Source organism: Ancylomarina subtilis, assembly GCF_004217115.1.
Lineage (GTDB): Bacteria > Bacteroidota > Bacteroidia > Bacteroidales > Marinifilaceae > Ancylomarina > Ancylomarina subtilis.
In genome coordinates this window covers 750243-766013 of sequence record NZ_SHKN01000001.1, presented here as the reverse complement: position 1 = coordinate 766013, position 15771 = coordinate 750243, and the positions used below count along the sequence as shown (strand labels likewise).

The window sequence follows — 15771 nt, the reverse complement described above, 5'->3', positions numbered from 1 at the left end:
TAATATATGGAAAGTAAGCGTCCTAAAGTAGGAGTTGGAGTTGCCGTGATAAAAGAGGGGAGAGTGTTGTTGGGTAAGCGGAAAAATGCTCATGGTGATGGTACCTGGGCCTTTCCGGGAGGTCATTTGGAATATCAGGAATGCTGGGAAGATTGTGCTATTCGCGAAATCCTTGAAGAAACTGGCTTAAGAATAAAGAATGTTCGATATGGAACTGTAACCAATGATATTTTTCAGGAAGAGCAAAAGCATTATGTCACTATTGTTATGCTGGCAGATTATGATTTCGGAGATGTAAATTTGATGGAACCTGACAAGTGTGAACGCTGGGAGTGGTTTGACTGGAACAATCTTCCCCAGTCAATTTTTATGACTATTCAGAATCTTAAAAGAAACAATTATAACCCAATAACCTCATCTAAAATTAAAGACTAATGAGAGTGAAAAACCTTGTCAGCATTTTATTCATTTTCCTGCTTGCAGGATGTGCATCTGTTCCCAAAGAGACCGTTCTTTTATCACAAACCATAGGAAACGATTTGCAGGTTCTGCAACAATCGCATCAGAATCTTGCCGAACTATACTTCAATAAAATAAAAACCGATATCAACACTTTAGTGGATGATGTTTATGCTCCTTTTGTGATTCACTATGTCTTGAATAAGGAACTGCAATCTTTTAAAAAGGGTGAGCCATCACTATATGGAACATTGGAGCTAGCTGCTCAGAAGGTGGGGAAGTTGGAGTCGGAGAACGCTGTTGATGAAATGGCAGATTTTCTAAACTCAGCTCGTAAACAGATTGAGAAAAAGAGGACAGAATTGCTTAAACCCATATTAATACAGGAAACGGAGCTATTGAAGGCTATAAATAAATCTTATCTGCAGGTGAGTAATGCAAATACAAGCATTACAGTTTATCTGCAATCGCTTCGAAAATTAAAAGAGGAACAGGAGCAGGCCCTTTCAATTGTTGGCTTGACTGGAGCGGACACTTTAGTTAGCAACTCATTGGCGAGTTTGTCTGAACAGATTGAAGAGGTTCTTAAAAAAGGGAAAGAGATTGATGTGAAATCGGATGATGCATATAAGCAATTACAGGAGCTTTCAAATAAAATTATGAAGTTAACATCTAAAAAATAGCATTATGACTGAAAATAGATTTGATGATTTGTTTGGTGAAGCTGATGCAGCTTTTGATGAGACATACCAAAAAGAATTGGGTGAGTTAAAAGGAATGACTAAGGATGAAATTGATGCGCTTTGTCCGGATACAACAGTTGAAGAAACTTATTTGGCTTTGATAGCGTTGGTTGAAGAAGCATCAAAGCAGAATTTATCACAGGCTCAATTGATTGGTCGGATAAAGGATCTGGGCGATATTGCTATCAAATTGGCCAAGAAGATTCCCAGTTTTGCAAAGCTTCTGTAGTTTTTCCTATTTTATTGAAGAATGATGAAAGCGCAAAGTGTAAAAATCGTTTGCTACTAAACTTTATAGAATATATTAACGCCCGGGCTTTGAATTAAGTTTGGGCGTTTTTTTTTACTCAGATTAGAACGGATTTATTCATGCTTGAGACTTTAAGACTGATTATCCATCTTAAAGAATGAAAAAAATAATTATCTTATGTGATATAATCACCAATAGACAAATTTGCCGATGAATACTTATTTCGACATTCTTCCTTTTTTAGCCGGATTTTTAATCGTAAGTGTTGCAGCTAGTCGGTTGTCTCTCTATTTTTTGAAAGTAAAACTGCCTATTATTACAGGCTTGTTAATAATTGGAATCATCGCAGGTCCTTTTGTTTTAAAGCTGATACCAGGCGAATCTTTACATCAACTTACTTTTGTAAATGATATTTCTCTCTCATTCATTGCTTTTGCTGCCGGAGCAGAGCTTTATTTAGCCGAATTGAAAGGGCGTATGAAAAGTATTAAATGGATGACATTTGGACAGCTTTTTTTCACTTTTGTTTTGAGTGCCATTGCCATTTATTATTTGAGTGAGCGTATTCCGTTTATGTCAGGATTCACGAATGAGGTGAAAATTTCAATGGCTATATTGATCGGCGTTATTTTTGTAGCTCGTTCGCCGGTTTCAGCCATCGCAATTATTAACGAAATGCGAGCCAAAGGCCCTTTTGTAAAAACGGCCATTGGTGTAACGGTCGTAAAGGATGTTCTTGTTATCATTTTGTTTACTCTTTGTTTTGCAATATCAGATGCTTTAATATCAGGAATCCCCATTGATTTTATTCTTACGGTTATTCTTCTGGGAGAGTTGCTACTGTCATTCTTTCTGGGGTGGGTTTTGGGTAAACTAATGAATTTTGTTTTGGGGCTGAATATGACTACAGGATTAAAAGCCTTTGTTCTTATTATACTTGGCTACCTCTCTTTTCTTTTTGCGCACGAGTTACATTATTACAGTCAGGAGTATCTTGGATTTCATATTTATGTGGAACCTCTTTTGGTTTGTATCCTGGCAAGTTTTTATGTGGTTAATTTTGGTAATTCTCGCCGGGAATTTAATAAGATTATAGAACGTGTCGTTCCTAAAATATATATCCTGTTTTTCACCTTAACAGGTGCTTCTCTCTCTCTTGATAGTTTTGCTGAAGCCTTTAGTATTGCTCTTGTATTTTTCTTTATTCGCCTTTTTAGTATGGCAATTGGGGCCTATGTAGGCGGACGATTGGCAGGTGATCCCAAATCGTATAATCGAATATCATGGACGCCTTATGTCACTCAGGCAGGTGTCGCTTTAGGTTTGGTTTCAATTGTCAGCCAGAAATATCCGGATTGGGGAGCAGAGTTTGCAACTGTTTTGATTACAGTAATTGTTATTAATCAGATTGTGGGGCCACCGCTTTTTAAATGGGCAATTTTAAAGGTAGGCGAAAGTCATCGTAAGCATGATGTTTTACACGAAAAACGCGATAAAAAAGTATTTATTTTTGGTTTAGAGGGGCAATCTCTGGCTCTGGCCAGACAGTTGATGAGTAGTGATATATTAGTTAAGATGGCAACCCGGGATAAGGAAAAAGCATCACATGAATATCAGGGGATTCCGGTCGTTCATATTAAGGATTTTGGAATGGAGGAGATGAAACGAATAGGGGCTGATTCTGCTGATAGTTTTGTTCTTTTTTATCAAGATGAAGAGAGTCTAGAGATATGCGAATTGGCTTATGAACAATTTGGTACGCGACATTTGGTCGTGCGTTTACACGATAGAAAATACATGAAACGTTTTCAGGAATTAGGAGCCCTTATTGTGGAACCAGCTTCTATGCTGATTAGTTTAATGGATCACTTGGTTCGCTCTCCAATCGCAACATCTATCATTCTGGGTATGGATGAAAGTCAGGATACAGTGGATGTTGAAATGCAAAATGCGGATCTACATGGTTTAAGTTTGCGCGACCTAAAATTGCCATCTGATGTGATTATTCTTGCAACCAAACGTAATGAGAATCCAATTATCTCAACTGGTTATACTCGGTTAAGGCGGGGAGATGTTCTAACTTTGGTTGGTTCAAAAGAGAGTTTGGAGAAGGTTAAACTCAAATTGGGACAACAGTCTGAAGCTGATTTTAGGCAGCTCAGAGGTGTCAAGATGAAACTCTTAACTAAGATTAAGTCTCCTAAGGGAGGCGACTTTATTTAAATAAGAATGTTTAAATATTAAAGGCTGCTTCAATAAGCAGCCTTTAGTATTTAGATTTATGAAAGGGTATTAGTCTTTCTTTTTGCATGTATTAATGCCTATTAGTGAGTATGGAGGGCAATTGCCAATAATACTTGAAAGAAGCATAATAGAAGAAAGTACGACAAGGATTATACCAATTGTACCAGTGATAACATCAAAGATATACAAGGCAATTAATGTTATAGCAACTATTGAACGTAAGATACGATCAACAAGACCCATATTTTTTTTCATTTGTATAATTTTTAGTGATAAAATATGTTGAATTTAAACCGTTATTTCTCGATATAAGTTTTGAATTTGCTTAGTCCCTTTTCAAAATCAGGACCAATTTGCTCATCCATATCCATAAACAACATGATAATTGTAGTTGGGAATTTATGCTCACCCTTAAATCCCCATGTGACTTCAGTCTGGCTGTCTACGGGTTTTAGTTTAAGGAAACCGATACTTGTGGATTTAAAGGGTTTAAGAAAGCGCAATTCTGTTTCAATATACGTGTTGCTTTCAATTTTTTTAATCTCCTGTTCTCCTTCACCAACTTTATCGTTACCAACCCAATGCGAAACAGATCCGATCTCTCCATCCATACCTCGATACTCAACTTTCATATTGGGATCCATCTCAGCCCAGGGGGACCATAGTTGTTGTTCTTTTAATGAACAGAGACTTTTAAATACGGTGTCGATTTGTGTTGACACAACAACTTTACGTTCTACTTGATAATGTTTGGGAGCTACCTGATGAAGAATCAATACCAAAACAACTAAGATACCTACAATTAAAAGAGCTTTTTTCATAAAATAAGTTTTTGGTTAATTATAAGTTAGGCTGGCATAAGTCCTAAATAAAAAGACAAGCGCCTCCTAAATTTAAGAAAAATTTTCTCAATCAGGAATTTACTTGTCTTTAACCTTATAAAACTCTTTTGATAATAATGTTTTATTAGAGAATGAAAATACCGGATTCCTGACACTTTTGTCTCATCTCTTCAGGCCAGATACTTGATTGTACCTCGCCAATATGAGCTTTTTGAAGCAGAAACATGCACAGACGCGATTGTCCAATTCCTCCACCAATTGAATAAGGCAATTCTCCTGCCAGCAGCTTTTGGTGAAACATAAGCGTTTTTCGTTCTTCGGCACCTCTAAGGATCAATTGTTTTTCTAAAGCTTCTTCATCTACACGAATCCCCATTGATGAGATTTCAAAAGCAATTTCAAGCACAGGGTTCCATAAAATAATATCACCATTTAAACCTTTATACCCGCTTACAGTAGGCGTGCTCCAGTCGTCATAGTCAGGAGCACGACCATCATGTGGCTCGCCATTGACCATTTCGCTTCCAATGCCGATAATAAAGACAGCTCCAAATTCTTTGGCGACCTTAGTCTCTCTTTCTTTGGGGCTCAATTCGGGATATTGTAATAAGAGTTCTTCTGCATGAATGAAGCAGATCTCTTCGGGTAACTGAGCTTGAATACTTGGGTAGTATTCCTGAAGAATATAGGCTGTGCGTTTCAGTGCGGCATAGATTTGTTTAACGGTTTCTTTCAGTGTATCCAAGCTTCGTTCTTCTTTAGTGATGCTTTTCTCCCAATCCCACTGATCGACATATAAGGAATGAATATTGGTGAAATCCTCATCGGGACGAAGGGCATTCATGTCGGTATAAAGTCCTTGTCCGGCAGGAATACTAAGTTCCCCAAGCATGTAGCGTTTCCATTTCGCAAGTGAATGGACCACTTCAGCTTTGTCATCTCCTAAAGCCTTAATTGGGAAGGCAACCGGACGTTCCACACCGTTTAAATCATCGTTAAGACCTGTATGTTTCATTACGATTAATGGAGCTGTAACCCTTTTTAACCTCAATTCTGAAGACAGTTGCAATTGGAATTGATCCTTAATGAGCTTAATTGCTTTTTCAGTTTGATCCAAGTCGAGTGAACTCTTGTAATCCTTTGGAATAATTAAATCTTTCATGGTTTTTCAGTTAATAGTTTTAAAAATAGATTATAAAAAAAGCCTTTCCGTAGTGAGGAAAGGCTAAACAAGTGCATGTCGATATCTTTTCTCACCCTCAGGGAAAATTATTATTGATATTATTATTTGAATTGAAAAAAGACATGGTTCTGCAATATGAGTTTATAAAAAAAGCCTTCCGGTAGGGGAAGGCTTTAGATAGTGTAGGTATATTTTGACAATCAACTATAAGCTTTCCATTTTCGATGAACAATTAGTCATCAAATTATTAAAAGCATTATTGTTGTTGAATGATCTCATTAGATTTCTTTATTTGTGGATGCTAAACTAGACAAGTTTTTTTGAATAACAAAATTGATTTTGTCTATTTTCTTAAAATGAAAATGGATTATACTGCTTATTCAGCATCTGGATCATCCTTTTTAAGTTCCACAATTTGTCCTGAATAGGAGATGTGAGCTTTGCTGTTACATCGAACAATTGTGGATACCGATTTTTTTGAAAACGCCTCGATAATTACAGTGAAAACCTCTTTATCTTTGACATCAAAGGTATAAGTCACTTTCATTTTTTTATCATCACGAGTGAGTTCTTTGTTTAGCATTTCACCTTCGAAATCCATTCCGGCATCACCACCATAATCCGCATGATAAGCGCGGCCGAAAAAAGGTAAATCGCATAGACAATTATTCTCAGAAACTTTAATAAAGCCATAATTCGTAGTAAGATCGATGTAAGATCCACTTTGAGGATAAGCTTTGTCAGCTTCGAATTTGAATTCGCCACTTTTAATTAGTTGCAGGCATTCTTGATAGACTTTAATTTTTTGAGCTTTTCGTTCCTCTTTTTTTTGTGCTGAAAGGCTTGTTACCAGAACGATTAATAAGAATGAACCCAGTAGTTTTTTGAATATTGTTTTCATGGCTCTGATTGTTAATTTTCAACTTATAAGATAATCAAAAAACAGATCATAAAAAAAGCCCGTTCAAAGTTTATATGAACGGGCAATTTTATATATTTTAACTAGTTAGGCTCTTTCCATAAATTTAATAGGATCGATGATATAGCGCTTGTGGAGTGATGAACCAATTGGGCCATCTTCGTCTGTCGCTTCAATTTGGAAAGTCAGTTTTTTACCATCCACTTTCGTTAGAGTTGCTGTACAGGTCACCTTCTTACCCACTTTAGTGGCTTTAATATGTTTGGTGTCAATTTGAATTCCAACTGTATCCAAGCCTTTATCCAAGCCCTTTTCTATGCATTTTACAGCTGTGTTTTCCATAAATGCGACCATTGCAGGTGTCGCAAATACAGGTAATTTACCCGAACCGTGTGCGATAGCCGTATTATTATCTTCAACAGTTAATTCCTGAGTGAAATTTAATCCTTCTTCTAAAGACATAATTATCTTGTAATTTAGTAAATGAGATTTGAGTTAATTTGTGGAATCATCAGATTCGCACATCAGAACATTTTCACATCAGCTTAAAATTCCGAAGTGAAATGGAACTCTAAATTCTTATAATTGTTTTGAGCCATTTGCAACATATAACCCGAGTCTGCAAGGAAAACATCACGTCCATGCTTGTCTTTTGCGATATATTGGTATTTGGCTTTCTTAAATTCCTTTAATTCTTCATCGTCGTTGGATTTAATCCAGCATGCCTTATGAAGGTTGATGTGTTCCCAACGACAAGAAGCGCTGTATTCGTGCAATAGGCGGTACTCAATCACTTCGAACTGAAGTGCACCAACAGTTCCAATGACCTTACGACCGTTAAACTGAGAGGTAAAAAGTTGGGCAACACCCTCGTCCATCAATTGGTCAATACCCTTCGCCAATTGTTTCGATTTCATAGGATCTGCATTCTCGATGTATTTGAAAAGTTCGGGAGAGAATGAAGGAATCCCTTTGAAGTTGATTTTCTCACCTTCAGTTAGGGTATCACCAATCTTGAAGTTTCCTGTATCGTGCAGACCGATGATATCTCCAGGATAAGCTTCTTCTACAATCGATTTTTTCTCTGCCATAAAGGCTGTTGGACTAGAGAATTTGATTTTTTTCCCATTGCGAACGTGAAGGTAGGGGGTATTTCTTTTGAATGTACCCGATACAATTTTCACGAAGGCAATTCTGTCACGGTGGTTCGGATCCATATTGGCATGGATCTTAAAGACAAAACCAGAGAATTTTTCTTCCTCAGGCTGAATCAGACGTTCAACTGTTTGACATGGAAGTGGAGAAGGGGCAATCTTAACAAAAACATCAAGAAGTTCTTGTACACCAAAATTATTTAGTGCAGAACCGAAGAAAACAGGTGCAATTTCAGCATTCAGGTAATCTTCAACATTAAATTCAGGATAAACTCCGGATACCAAATCCAATTCATCACGAAGCACCTCAGCATCGTCACCAATGTACTCTTCCAACTGTGGATTTGATAGGTCGTCGAATTCAATAGTGTCCTGAACGGTTTGTGTAGCTGGTGTAAATAGACTTAAATTCTTGTGATAGATATTATAAACCCCTTTGAAATCGGGTCCCATATTAATTGGCCAGCTCAAAGGATTTACATTCAGTTGTAACTCTTCTTCAATTTCGTCAAGCAAATCGAAAGCATCCTTACCTGAGCGGTCCATTTTATTAATGAAAACAATCACAGGCGTTTTTCTCATGCGACAAACCTTCATCAACTTACGGGTTTGTGCCTCAACCCCCTTGGCTACGTCTATCACAATAATAACCGAATCACAAGCCGTTAGAGTACGAAAAGTGTCCTCAGCAAAATCCTGGTGACCAGGAGTGTCCAGGATGTTGATTTTATGCCCTTTGTATTCGAAACCCATTACCGAAGTTGCAACAGAGATCCCTCTTTGTCGCTCAATTTCCATAAAGTCGGAAGTTGCTGTCTTCTTAATTTTATTCGATTTTACAGCACCTGCTACGTGAATAGCACCACCAAATAACAAAAGTTTTTCAGTTAGAGTTGTTTTACCGGCATCGGGGTGAGAGATAATACCAAAGGTACGTCGTCTGTTTATTTCGTCTATAAAAGCCATAGCTAATTGTGTTTACTTTCTATTTTACTTTTACCAGGTTTGTGAAGATACTCTAGGGAGATTTTTCATCACAAAACATCTGGCTGCTATTTCATCCTATATAAAAAAGCATGCAAAACTAAGCATTTTAGCTGGAATTTAAGTTTGACTTTGGCTTAAATTCGTCAATTTCTTGAGGTTCCCTACCAGAATGGTGCGCTCATGAATTTATTATTCGTTTTTCCATACACGATAAGCATAATTTGCACTAATTTTAAGCTGTCAAAATCAAAGAGACTTCAATGAAAAGAATAGCCTTACTTTCGGATACACATGCATACCTCGATGAGAATATATTTAAGCATTTTGAGGGCTGTGATGAAATTTGGCATGCCGGAGATATAGGCAATATTGAAACCGCAAACCGCCTGGCTGAATGTGCACCCTTAAAGGCCGTATATGGTAATGCCGATGGGCAGGATGTTCGTTTGGTACATCCCTTACACCAGCGTTTCAAATGCGAAGATGTTGATGTTTGGATCACTCACATAGGTGGTTATCCCAGGCGATATGATCAAAATATACGCGACCAAATTAGGCAAAACCCACCTCAACTGTTTATTTCAGGCCATTCTCATATATTAAAGGTGATGTTCGATAAGGAACTCAACTTGCTGCACATCAATCCGGGAGCTGCTGGCTTGCAAGGTTTTCATCAGGTTCAAACCTTAATCCGTTTTACTATAGATGGCAAGCAAATTAAGGATTTGGAAGTCGTTGAGTTCGGTCGTAAAGGAAAATAGTCGGCTCAAAACTACAAATGTTTCACTTTATGTGCCCATTTGAGGTTTTAATGATGGGCTCTTGATTCTTTTACTTATTTGTGTAGAATTGTCTTTCCAATTTTAACCGATATTCCCTCTTTTCATCCCGATTAGAGAATAATTTCATTATCTTTTTTTCAAATATTTTATCTTTTCAGAAACTGGGTTTAAGCATTGTTTAAACTTTTCAATTCAAAGATTTCTAGCTAATTCAAGTCGAGTTAGTCATAAATCATAATCGCTGATTTATGTAGACTTCCTATGTCACAATTCATTAGTTGTTAATAATCTTCCATTGAATTGAATTATTTACTTGCTTTTAGTATATTTAGATATGTGAATGCTTTGGGTGAAAGATTTGAACTGAAGTACGAGGGGAAAAGCAGCTGTTAAGAATTTAATAAAAGAAGATCCTTATGTCTTATTTTGGGATTTTTTATTAATTTAGGGATTCGAAAAAAATAACCACATAAAAGAGAGTTTCTCTTTTATTATTTATATCAAACCAAAATTTTAAAAACATGCTTTTTGATCTCGAACTGATTAAATCTGTCTACAAAGATATGCCGGCCCGAATTGAGGCTGCCCGAAACAACTTAGGTCGTCCTCTGACCTTAAGTGAGAAAATTTTATATTCTCATCTACACGATAGTGAATCCTTACAAGCGTTTAAAAGAGGAGACGCCTACGTAAATTTCTCTCCAGATCGTGTTGCGATGCAGGATGCGACAGCTCAAATGGCTCTGTTGCAATTTATGAATGCGGGTAAGTCGAAAGTTGCTGTTCCTTCAACCGTACATTGTGATCACCTTATTCAAGCCTCAGTGGGTGCAGATGAAGACCTACAGGATGCCCTTTTACAAAACAATGAGGTTTATAATTTCTTACAAACAGTATCTGATAAATATGGTATTGGTTTTTGGAAGCCTGGAGCTGGGATTATCCATCAAGTGGTACTTGAAAACTATGCTTTCCCTGGTGGAATGATGATTGGAACCGATTCGCATACGGTTAATGCCGGAGGTTTGGGAATGGTTGCTATTGGAGTTGGCGGTGCTGATGCCGTTGATGTGATGGCAGGTATGGCCTGGGAGCTGAAAATGCCTAAGTTAATTGGTGTGAAGTTGACGGGTAAATTGAGTGGATGGGCTTCGTCTAAGGATGTTATTTTGAAAGTTGCAGGTATCCTAACTGTAAAGGGAGGAACTGGAGCAATTGTTGAATATTTTGGGGAAGGTGCTGATGCTCTGTCTTGTACTGGGAAAGGGACGATCTGTAATATGGGCGCTGAAATTGGAGCGACAACTTCAATTTTTGCATACGACAAAAATATGAGTACCTACTTGCGACACACTGGTCGTGAGGAAATTGCTGATTTGGCTGATGCCATTATGCCACACTTGCGTTCTGATGAAGAAGTTGCTATGAATCCGGAAAAGTATTACGATGAGTTAATCGAAATCAACCTTTCAGAATTGGAGCCCTACATCAATGGTCCATTTACTCCGGATTTAGCGCATCCGCTTTCAGCCTTTGCTGAGGCTGTTAAAAGAAACAATTATCCACAAAAATTAGAAGTGGGGTTAATTGGTTCATGTACCAATTCATCTTACGAAGATTTGTCTCGAGCAGCTTCATTAGCGAAGCAAGCAAAAGATAAAAATTTAAAGGTGAAATCAGAATTCATCGTTACTCCGGGGTCTGAAATGGTTCGTTATACAACTGCCCGAGATGGTATTTTAAGTGAATTTGAGGATATTGGTGGTGTGATCATGTCAAACGCCTGCGGACCTTGTATTGGTCAGTGGAAACGCCACACCGATGATCCAACTCGTAAGAACTCTATTATCACGTCTTTCAATCGGAATTTCGCCAAACGGAATGATGGTAACCCTAATACACATGGCTTTGTGGCTTCACCTGAGTTGGTAACTGCCATGGCAATAGCTGGTGATCTAACTTTTAATCCGATGACTGATACTTTGATCAATGAAGATGGGGTAGAAGTTAGATTGGATGAGCCTCAAGGTTTTGAATTACCTCCACGTGGTTTTGATGTGAAAGATGCTGGTTATTTGGCACCTCAGGAAGATGGAAGTGCTGTTAAAGTTGAGGTTAATCCCGATTCGGAACGTTTACAGTTATTGGCACCTTTTAATGAATGGGATGGCGAAGATTACACAGGACTTAAGCTTCTGATTAAAGCTAAGGGAAAGTGTACAACAGATCATATTTCGATGGCAGGTCCCTGGTTACGTTTCCGCGGTCATTTGGATAATATATCAAATAATATGTTGATTGGTGCAATCAACTATTTTAATGATGAAAGCAATTCAATTTATAATCCGGTTTCCGGAAAATATGAGAAAGTTCCAACAACAGCTCGTGCAATTAAAGCCAAAGGATTGGCCTCGATAGTCGTTGGTGATGAGAATTATGGAGAAGGATCCTCGCGAGAGCATGCAGCCATGGAACCCCGTCATTTGGGCATTAAGGCTGTGATTGTTCGTTCTTTTGCACGAATTCATGAGACCAACCTGAAAAAACAAGGGGTATTAGCATTAACATTTGCCGATAAGGCTGATTACGATAAGATTCAGGAGAAGGATGTGATCGATATTCTGGGTTTGAAAGATTTTCAAGCCGGTAAGAATCTCACCCTGGTATTAAAACATGAAGATGGAAGTCTGGACGAAATACAGGCTTGTCACACATATAACGATGTGCAAATAGAATGGTTTAAAGCAGGAAGTGCATTGAATTTAATTCGAAAACAAAATTGTTAATACAGAAATGAAATTTGAATGAACACTATCTATAAAAATAATATAGATCAAAATCAAACGAAACAATACTAAACTAACACACTAGCTATATGAGAGGAACTCTAAAATACAAGTTATCAAAAAAAATCAAAGAACACCGTCCCAGAACAAAACGCCTGTTACAAGAATTTGGCGATGTTCAGGTTGATAGTGTTACCGTTTCACAGGTACTTGGAGGTATGAGGGGTATAAAGTCACTGGTTACCGATATTTCATATCTTGATCCCGAAGAAGGGATTCGCTACCGAGGGTATACCTTACAAGAAGTTATAGATCATTTACCAAAGCCCAAAGGCGCTGAAATGCCTTTTGTTGAGGGGTTGTTTTATTTGCTTTTGACGGGTGATTTCCCCAATGAAGAAGAAGTGATGCAGGTGGTAGAACAGTTTAATAAACGTCGAATTGTACCACGTTACGTTTATGATGTGATCGACTCTTTCCCTACATCAAGTCATCCCATGGCAATATTTTCAACAGCCATTCTGACTTTAAATCGTGAGTCTGAATTTAATCGTGAATATCACGCTGGACTTAAAAAGAAAGACTATTGGGAACCAACCTATGAAGATGCCTTAAATTTATTGGCAAAACTACCTGAAATTGCGGCTTACATTTATAATAAGCTATATCGAAAAGGTGAAAAAATTCAATCCAATCCGAATCTGGATATGGGAGCTGATTTTGCAAATATGATGGGGATTGATAAGCCTTATGATGATGTATCGCGTTTGCATTTTATTATTCACTCTGACCATGAAAGTGGTAATGTGAGTGCTCATACCGGTCATTTGGTTGCCAGTTCCTTGTCGGATATTTACCTTTCGATTTCTGCAATGATTAATGGTTTGGCAGGACCACTGCATGGTTTGGCCAATCAGGAAGTTTTACGTTGGCTACAGGGAGTGATGGAGAAGATGGATAATAAGCTTCCAACTGAAGAAGAGATGCAACAATTTGTGTGGGATACGTTGAATTCCGGGCAAGTGATCCCAGGTTTTGGTCACGCAGTGTTGAGAAAAACCGATCCTCGATATATGTTGCAAAGAGAGTTCAGCAAGAAACATCTTCCGGATGATCCGATTTTTAAGTATGCTGACTTATTGTACAAAGTAGTACCTCCAATTTTGCAGGAACATGGGAAAGCTAAGAATCCTTGGCCAAATGTGGATGCGCAATCGGGTGTAATTCAGTGGCACTATGGTGTGACGGAGTATGATTTCTATACTGTATTATTCGGTATTGGAAGAGCCATAGGTATTTGTGCCAATATTATCTGGGATAGAGCTTTAAGTTATCCTTTGGAACGTCCCAAATCGGTAACTACGGATATGTTGGAGAAAATGGTTGGGATTAAAAAATAAGTCTTGAACATTGGTATTAAAAAATCCCCATTTAACAGATGTTAAATGGGGATTCTTGTATCTAAATGGTTGTTTTTAAGAAAGTAGTTTGATCTGTATTAGTTCAGTTTCTAATCTGGTGATATCATCCTGAATATGGCCTTTGAATTGATCAAATTGACCTTTTATCTTTTCTGATAATGAATTGTAATATTCAATACCAGCTAAAAGATTGCCTTTGAACTTCTCAAGATTTCTAAGAGCTTTTTTATCAGGATCCTTTAAATCAGCAATTTGTTCCTTTAGGTAATCGATGTAAATATTCAACTCCTTTGCAAACATATTGGGACGATCAGTGCGTTTAATCAAATTCATACGACCATAAATGTGGTCAACCATCTGTTTAAAGCTCGCTTTTTCAGAAAAATAGGCCATGTTTGGTCCTGGGCAAATCGAGACACCTTCACCATCAGCAGTTGTATCTAATTTGTTTACTAAATACGAAGATGCCGATAGTCCTTTACAAAGACATGATTTTTGACTCATCTTTAAGATTTCAGCATCAAATTCCTCCTTGCTTAGGTTTTGAGATTTTAGGTCCTTTATCTTAAGATTTTGATATTGTCTTGAGGCTGTACAAATGGGTTCATCCGTATACTCCTTAGTTGCCACTAGTAAGCGTTTGGTGCAAATGCTTCCAGGTTTGCCAGCCTTAATCATTTCAAGTTTTCCTTGATCACGGGTATTTCCTTTTAGATTATTAAAACGAACACCAAGTGGGGACGAATGACTCAAGTACAAATCATCTTCTTTCGCTTCAGCAAGGGTTTTAAACGTTTTTTCATCCACATCACAAACCTCAGGGACTAAAAGAAAAGGTGACCCCCAACCAACTGAATCAATGCCATAATAATCCATTAAGAACTCTTGTTCGTCGGCAGTTCCGACCCCGCCTTGTGCGGTGATTTTAAGTTCCAGGTTCTCTTTGGGTACAGGACGATTTTTAGTTTGAAGGGCAGCAAACAAGAGCTCACTTGTATCTGCAATTAAGTCTGAACGATTTGCTTTGAATTCCTCTAGAATAGGACCCATTAGATGGCCTTCTGTAGCAAAGGCATGTCCACCACAGTTAAGTCCCGATTCAATTCTGTATTCAGAAACCCAGATTCCTTTTTTAGCAAGAAATTTTCCTTGAATCAGCGCTGAGCGGTAGTCACTCACTTTGAGAACGATCTTCTTTTTAATGTAGCCCTCTTCGTTTGGGAAGAAATCATCAAATTGTTCCAAATAGCCATACAGGCGTGGATTCATACCGGCTGAAAGAACTAAAGATGACTCAAGTGTACTGTTGGCAAAGCCTCTAAGTGCTGCATGAGCATCGTTGTATTCATGGGGTAGTTTTTCTCCCTCAAATGTATTTTCCTTATCTACCTTGGTCATGATGTTAACATCAATGGTTCCCATAGGAAGATTGTCATTCAACCAGTTTTTGATATCCTTGACAATAGGGTTGTTATTTAGTTTGTTCTGAATTTCTTTTTTTAGGGACGAAACATCAGGAAGTAAGTCCATGTATTTCTCAAATTCTTTTCCCTTTTCAAGAAATGATTCTTTGACTTCTTCGAATTTATTCTTAACCATTTTATCCATCAGGTTAAGGTAAGCCGTGATTCTTTGAGCTCTGCAATCCAGGGTCTTATCCGAAATGGGTAGAAATGGTAAGCTATGTTGCTTGCTGTAAAATTCACGTAAATTCTCTAGAAGCATATCATCCACAATGGAAACAACTGATGAAATACCATACTGAGCTACATGTAATGGTGTGTTCACAGTATATCCCGTTCCCATGACAGGAATATGGAATGTATGTGCAGTTTTATTGGTCATTTAGTTTTGTTTTTTGTTCGTTGTTATCATTTGTCACAACAACTTTTTGTTTTTTTGATTTGAACAGCCCGCAAGGTATTGTTTTTAGCCAGTTTATCAAATAGAATAATGAAAAGAAGTTGTTTTGTTAAGGTATTTTTAGGAATGAGTGAATAA

The 15771-nt window shown here is 37.7% G+C and carries 14 protein-coding genes; 7 read left to right on the top strand and 7 right to left on the bottom strand.

All coding sequences use genetic code 11. The features are described 5' to 3' along the window. Window positions 1-6 precede the first annotated feature (6 nt). From EV201_RS03200 to EV201_RS03185, 4 genes are all read left to right on the top strand, one after another. Window positions 7-435, top strand: a complete 429-nt coding sequence (locus tag EV201_RS03200; protein WP_130305954.1) for a nucleotide triphosphate diphosphatase NUDT15 — start codon at window positions 7-9, stop codon at window positions 433-435. Continuing rightward, on the top strand, window positions 435-1142 hold the full coding sequence (locus EV201_RS03195; protein ID WP_130305953.1) for a hypothetical protein: 708 nt from the start codon (window positions 435-437) through the stop codon (window positions 1140-1142). Before EV201_RS03200 ends, EV201_RS03195 begins: the two co-directional genes overlap by 1 nt. Before the next feature lie 4 nt (window positions 1143-1146). Beyond that, window positions 1147-1431: a hypothetical protein gene (locus EV201_RS03190; RefSeq protein ID WP_130305952.1), complete on the top strand. Its 285-nt coding sequence runs from the start codon at window positions 1147-1149 to the stop codon at window positions 1429-1431. A gap of 231 nt (window positions 1432-1662) precedes the next feature. Then, entirely contained in the window at window positions 1663-3675 is a 2013-nt protein-coding gene (locus EV201_RS03185) for a monovalent cation:proton antiporter family protein (protein WP_130305951.1), read from the top strand. A 69-nt stretch (window positions 3676-3744) separates the two neighbouring features. Here EV201_RS03185 and EV201_RS03180 read toward each other — a convergent pair whose 3' ends face one another. From EV201_RS03180 to EV201_RS03155, 6 genes are all read right to left on the bottom strand, one after another. Further along, entirely contained in the window at window positions 3745-3951 is a 207-nt protein-coding gene (locus EV201_RS03180) for a YgaP family membrane protein (protein WP_130305950.1), read from the bottom strand. A gap of 41 nt (window positions 3952-3992) precedes the next feature. Beyond that, a complete protein-coding gene (locus EV201_RS03175; protein WP_130305949.1) occupies window positions 3993-4517 on the bottom strand; it encodes an SRPBCC family protein in 525 nt (174 codons plus the stop codon). A gap of 145 nt (window positions 4518-4662) precedes the next feature. After that, window positions 4663-5700, bottom strand: coding sequence for an aspartate--ammonia ligase (gene asnA / locus EV201_RS03170; RefSeq protein ID WP_130305948.1), 1038 nt, complete (start codon window positions 5698-5700; stop codon window positions 4663-4665). A 397-nt stretch (window positions 5701-6097) separates the two neighbouring features. Further along, a complete protein-coding gene (locus tag EV201_RS03165) occupies window positions 6098-6622 on the bottom strand; it encodes a DUF4251 domain-containing protein (protein WP_130305947.1) in 525 nt (174 codons plus the stop codon). Window positions 6623-6727: 105 nt separating this feature from the next. Beyond that, complete coding sequence (locus EV201_RS03160) at window positions 6728-7102, bottom strand: thioesterase family protein (protein ID WP_130305946.1); 375 nt, start codon at window positions 7100-7102, stop codon at window positions 6728-6730. Between the two features lie 83 nt (window positions 7103-7185). Next, window positions 7186-8760, bottom strand: coding sequence for a peptide chain release factor 3 (locus tag EV201_RS03155; protein WP_130305945.1), 1575 nt, complete (start codon window positions 8758-8760; stop codon window positions 7186-7188). 281 nt (window positions 8761-9041) lie between these two features. On the opposite strand from EV201_RS03155, the gene EV201_RS03150 reads away from it, so the two are divergent. The 3 genes from EV201_RS03150 to EV201_RS03140 all read left to right on the top strand — a co-directional run bounded on the left by EV201_RS03150 (window position 9042) and on the right by EV201_RS03140 (window position 13749). Beyond that, window positions 9042-9542, top strand: a complete 501-nt coding sequence (locus tag EV201_RS03150) for a metallophosphoesterase family protein (RefSeq protein ID WP_130305944.1) — start codon at window positions 9042-9044, stop codon at window positions 9540-9542. A gap of 542 nt (window positions 9543-10084) precedes the next feature. Beyond that, window positions 10085-12349 (top strand): aconitate hydratase, encoded by a 2265-nt coding sequence (locus tag EV201_RS03145; RefSeq protein ID WP_130305943.1) that lies wholly within the window; start codon window positions 10085-10087, stop codon window positions 12347-12349. 89 nt (window positions 12350-12438) lie between these two features. Beyond that, window positions 12439-13749: a citrate (Si)-synthase gene (locus tag EV201_RS03140; protein WP_130305942.1), complete on the top strand. Its 1311-nt coding sequence runs from the start codon at window positions 12439-12441 to the stop codon at window positions 13747-13749. Between the two features lie 75 nt (window positions 13750-13824). Here EV201_RS03140 and EV201_RS03135 read toward each other — a convergent pair whose 3' ends face one another. Then, on the bottom strand, window positions 13825-15615 hold the full coding sequence (locus tag EV201_RS03135) for a hypothetical protein (RefSeq protein ID WP_130305941.1): 1791 nt from the start codon (window positions 15613-15615) through the stop codon (window positions 13825-13827). Window positions 15616-15771 lie beyond the last annotated feature (156 nt).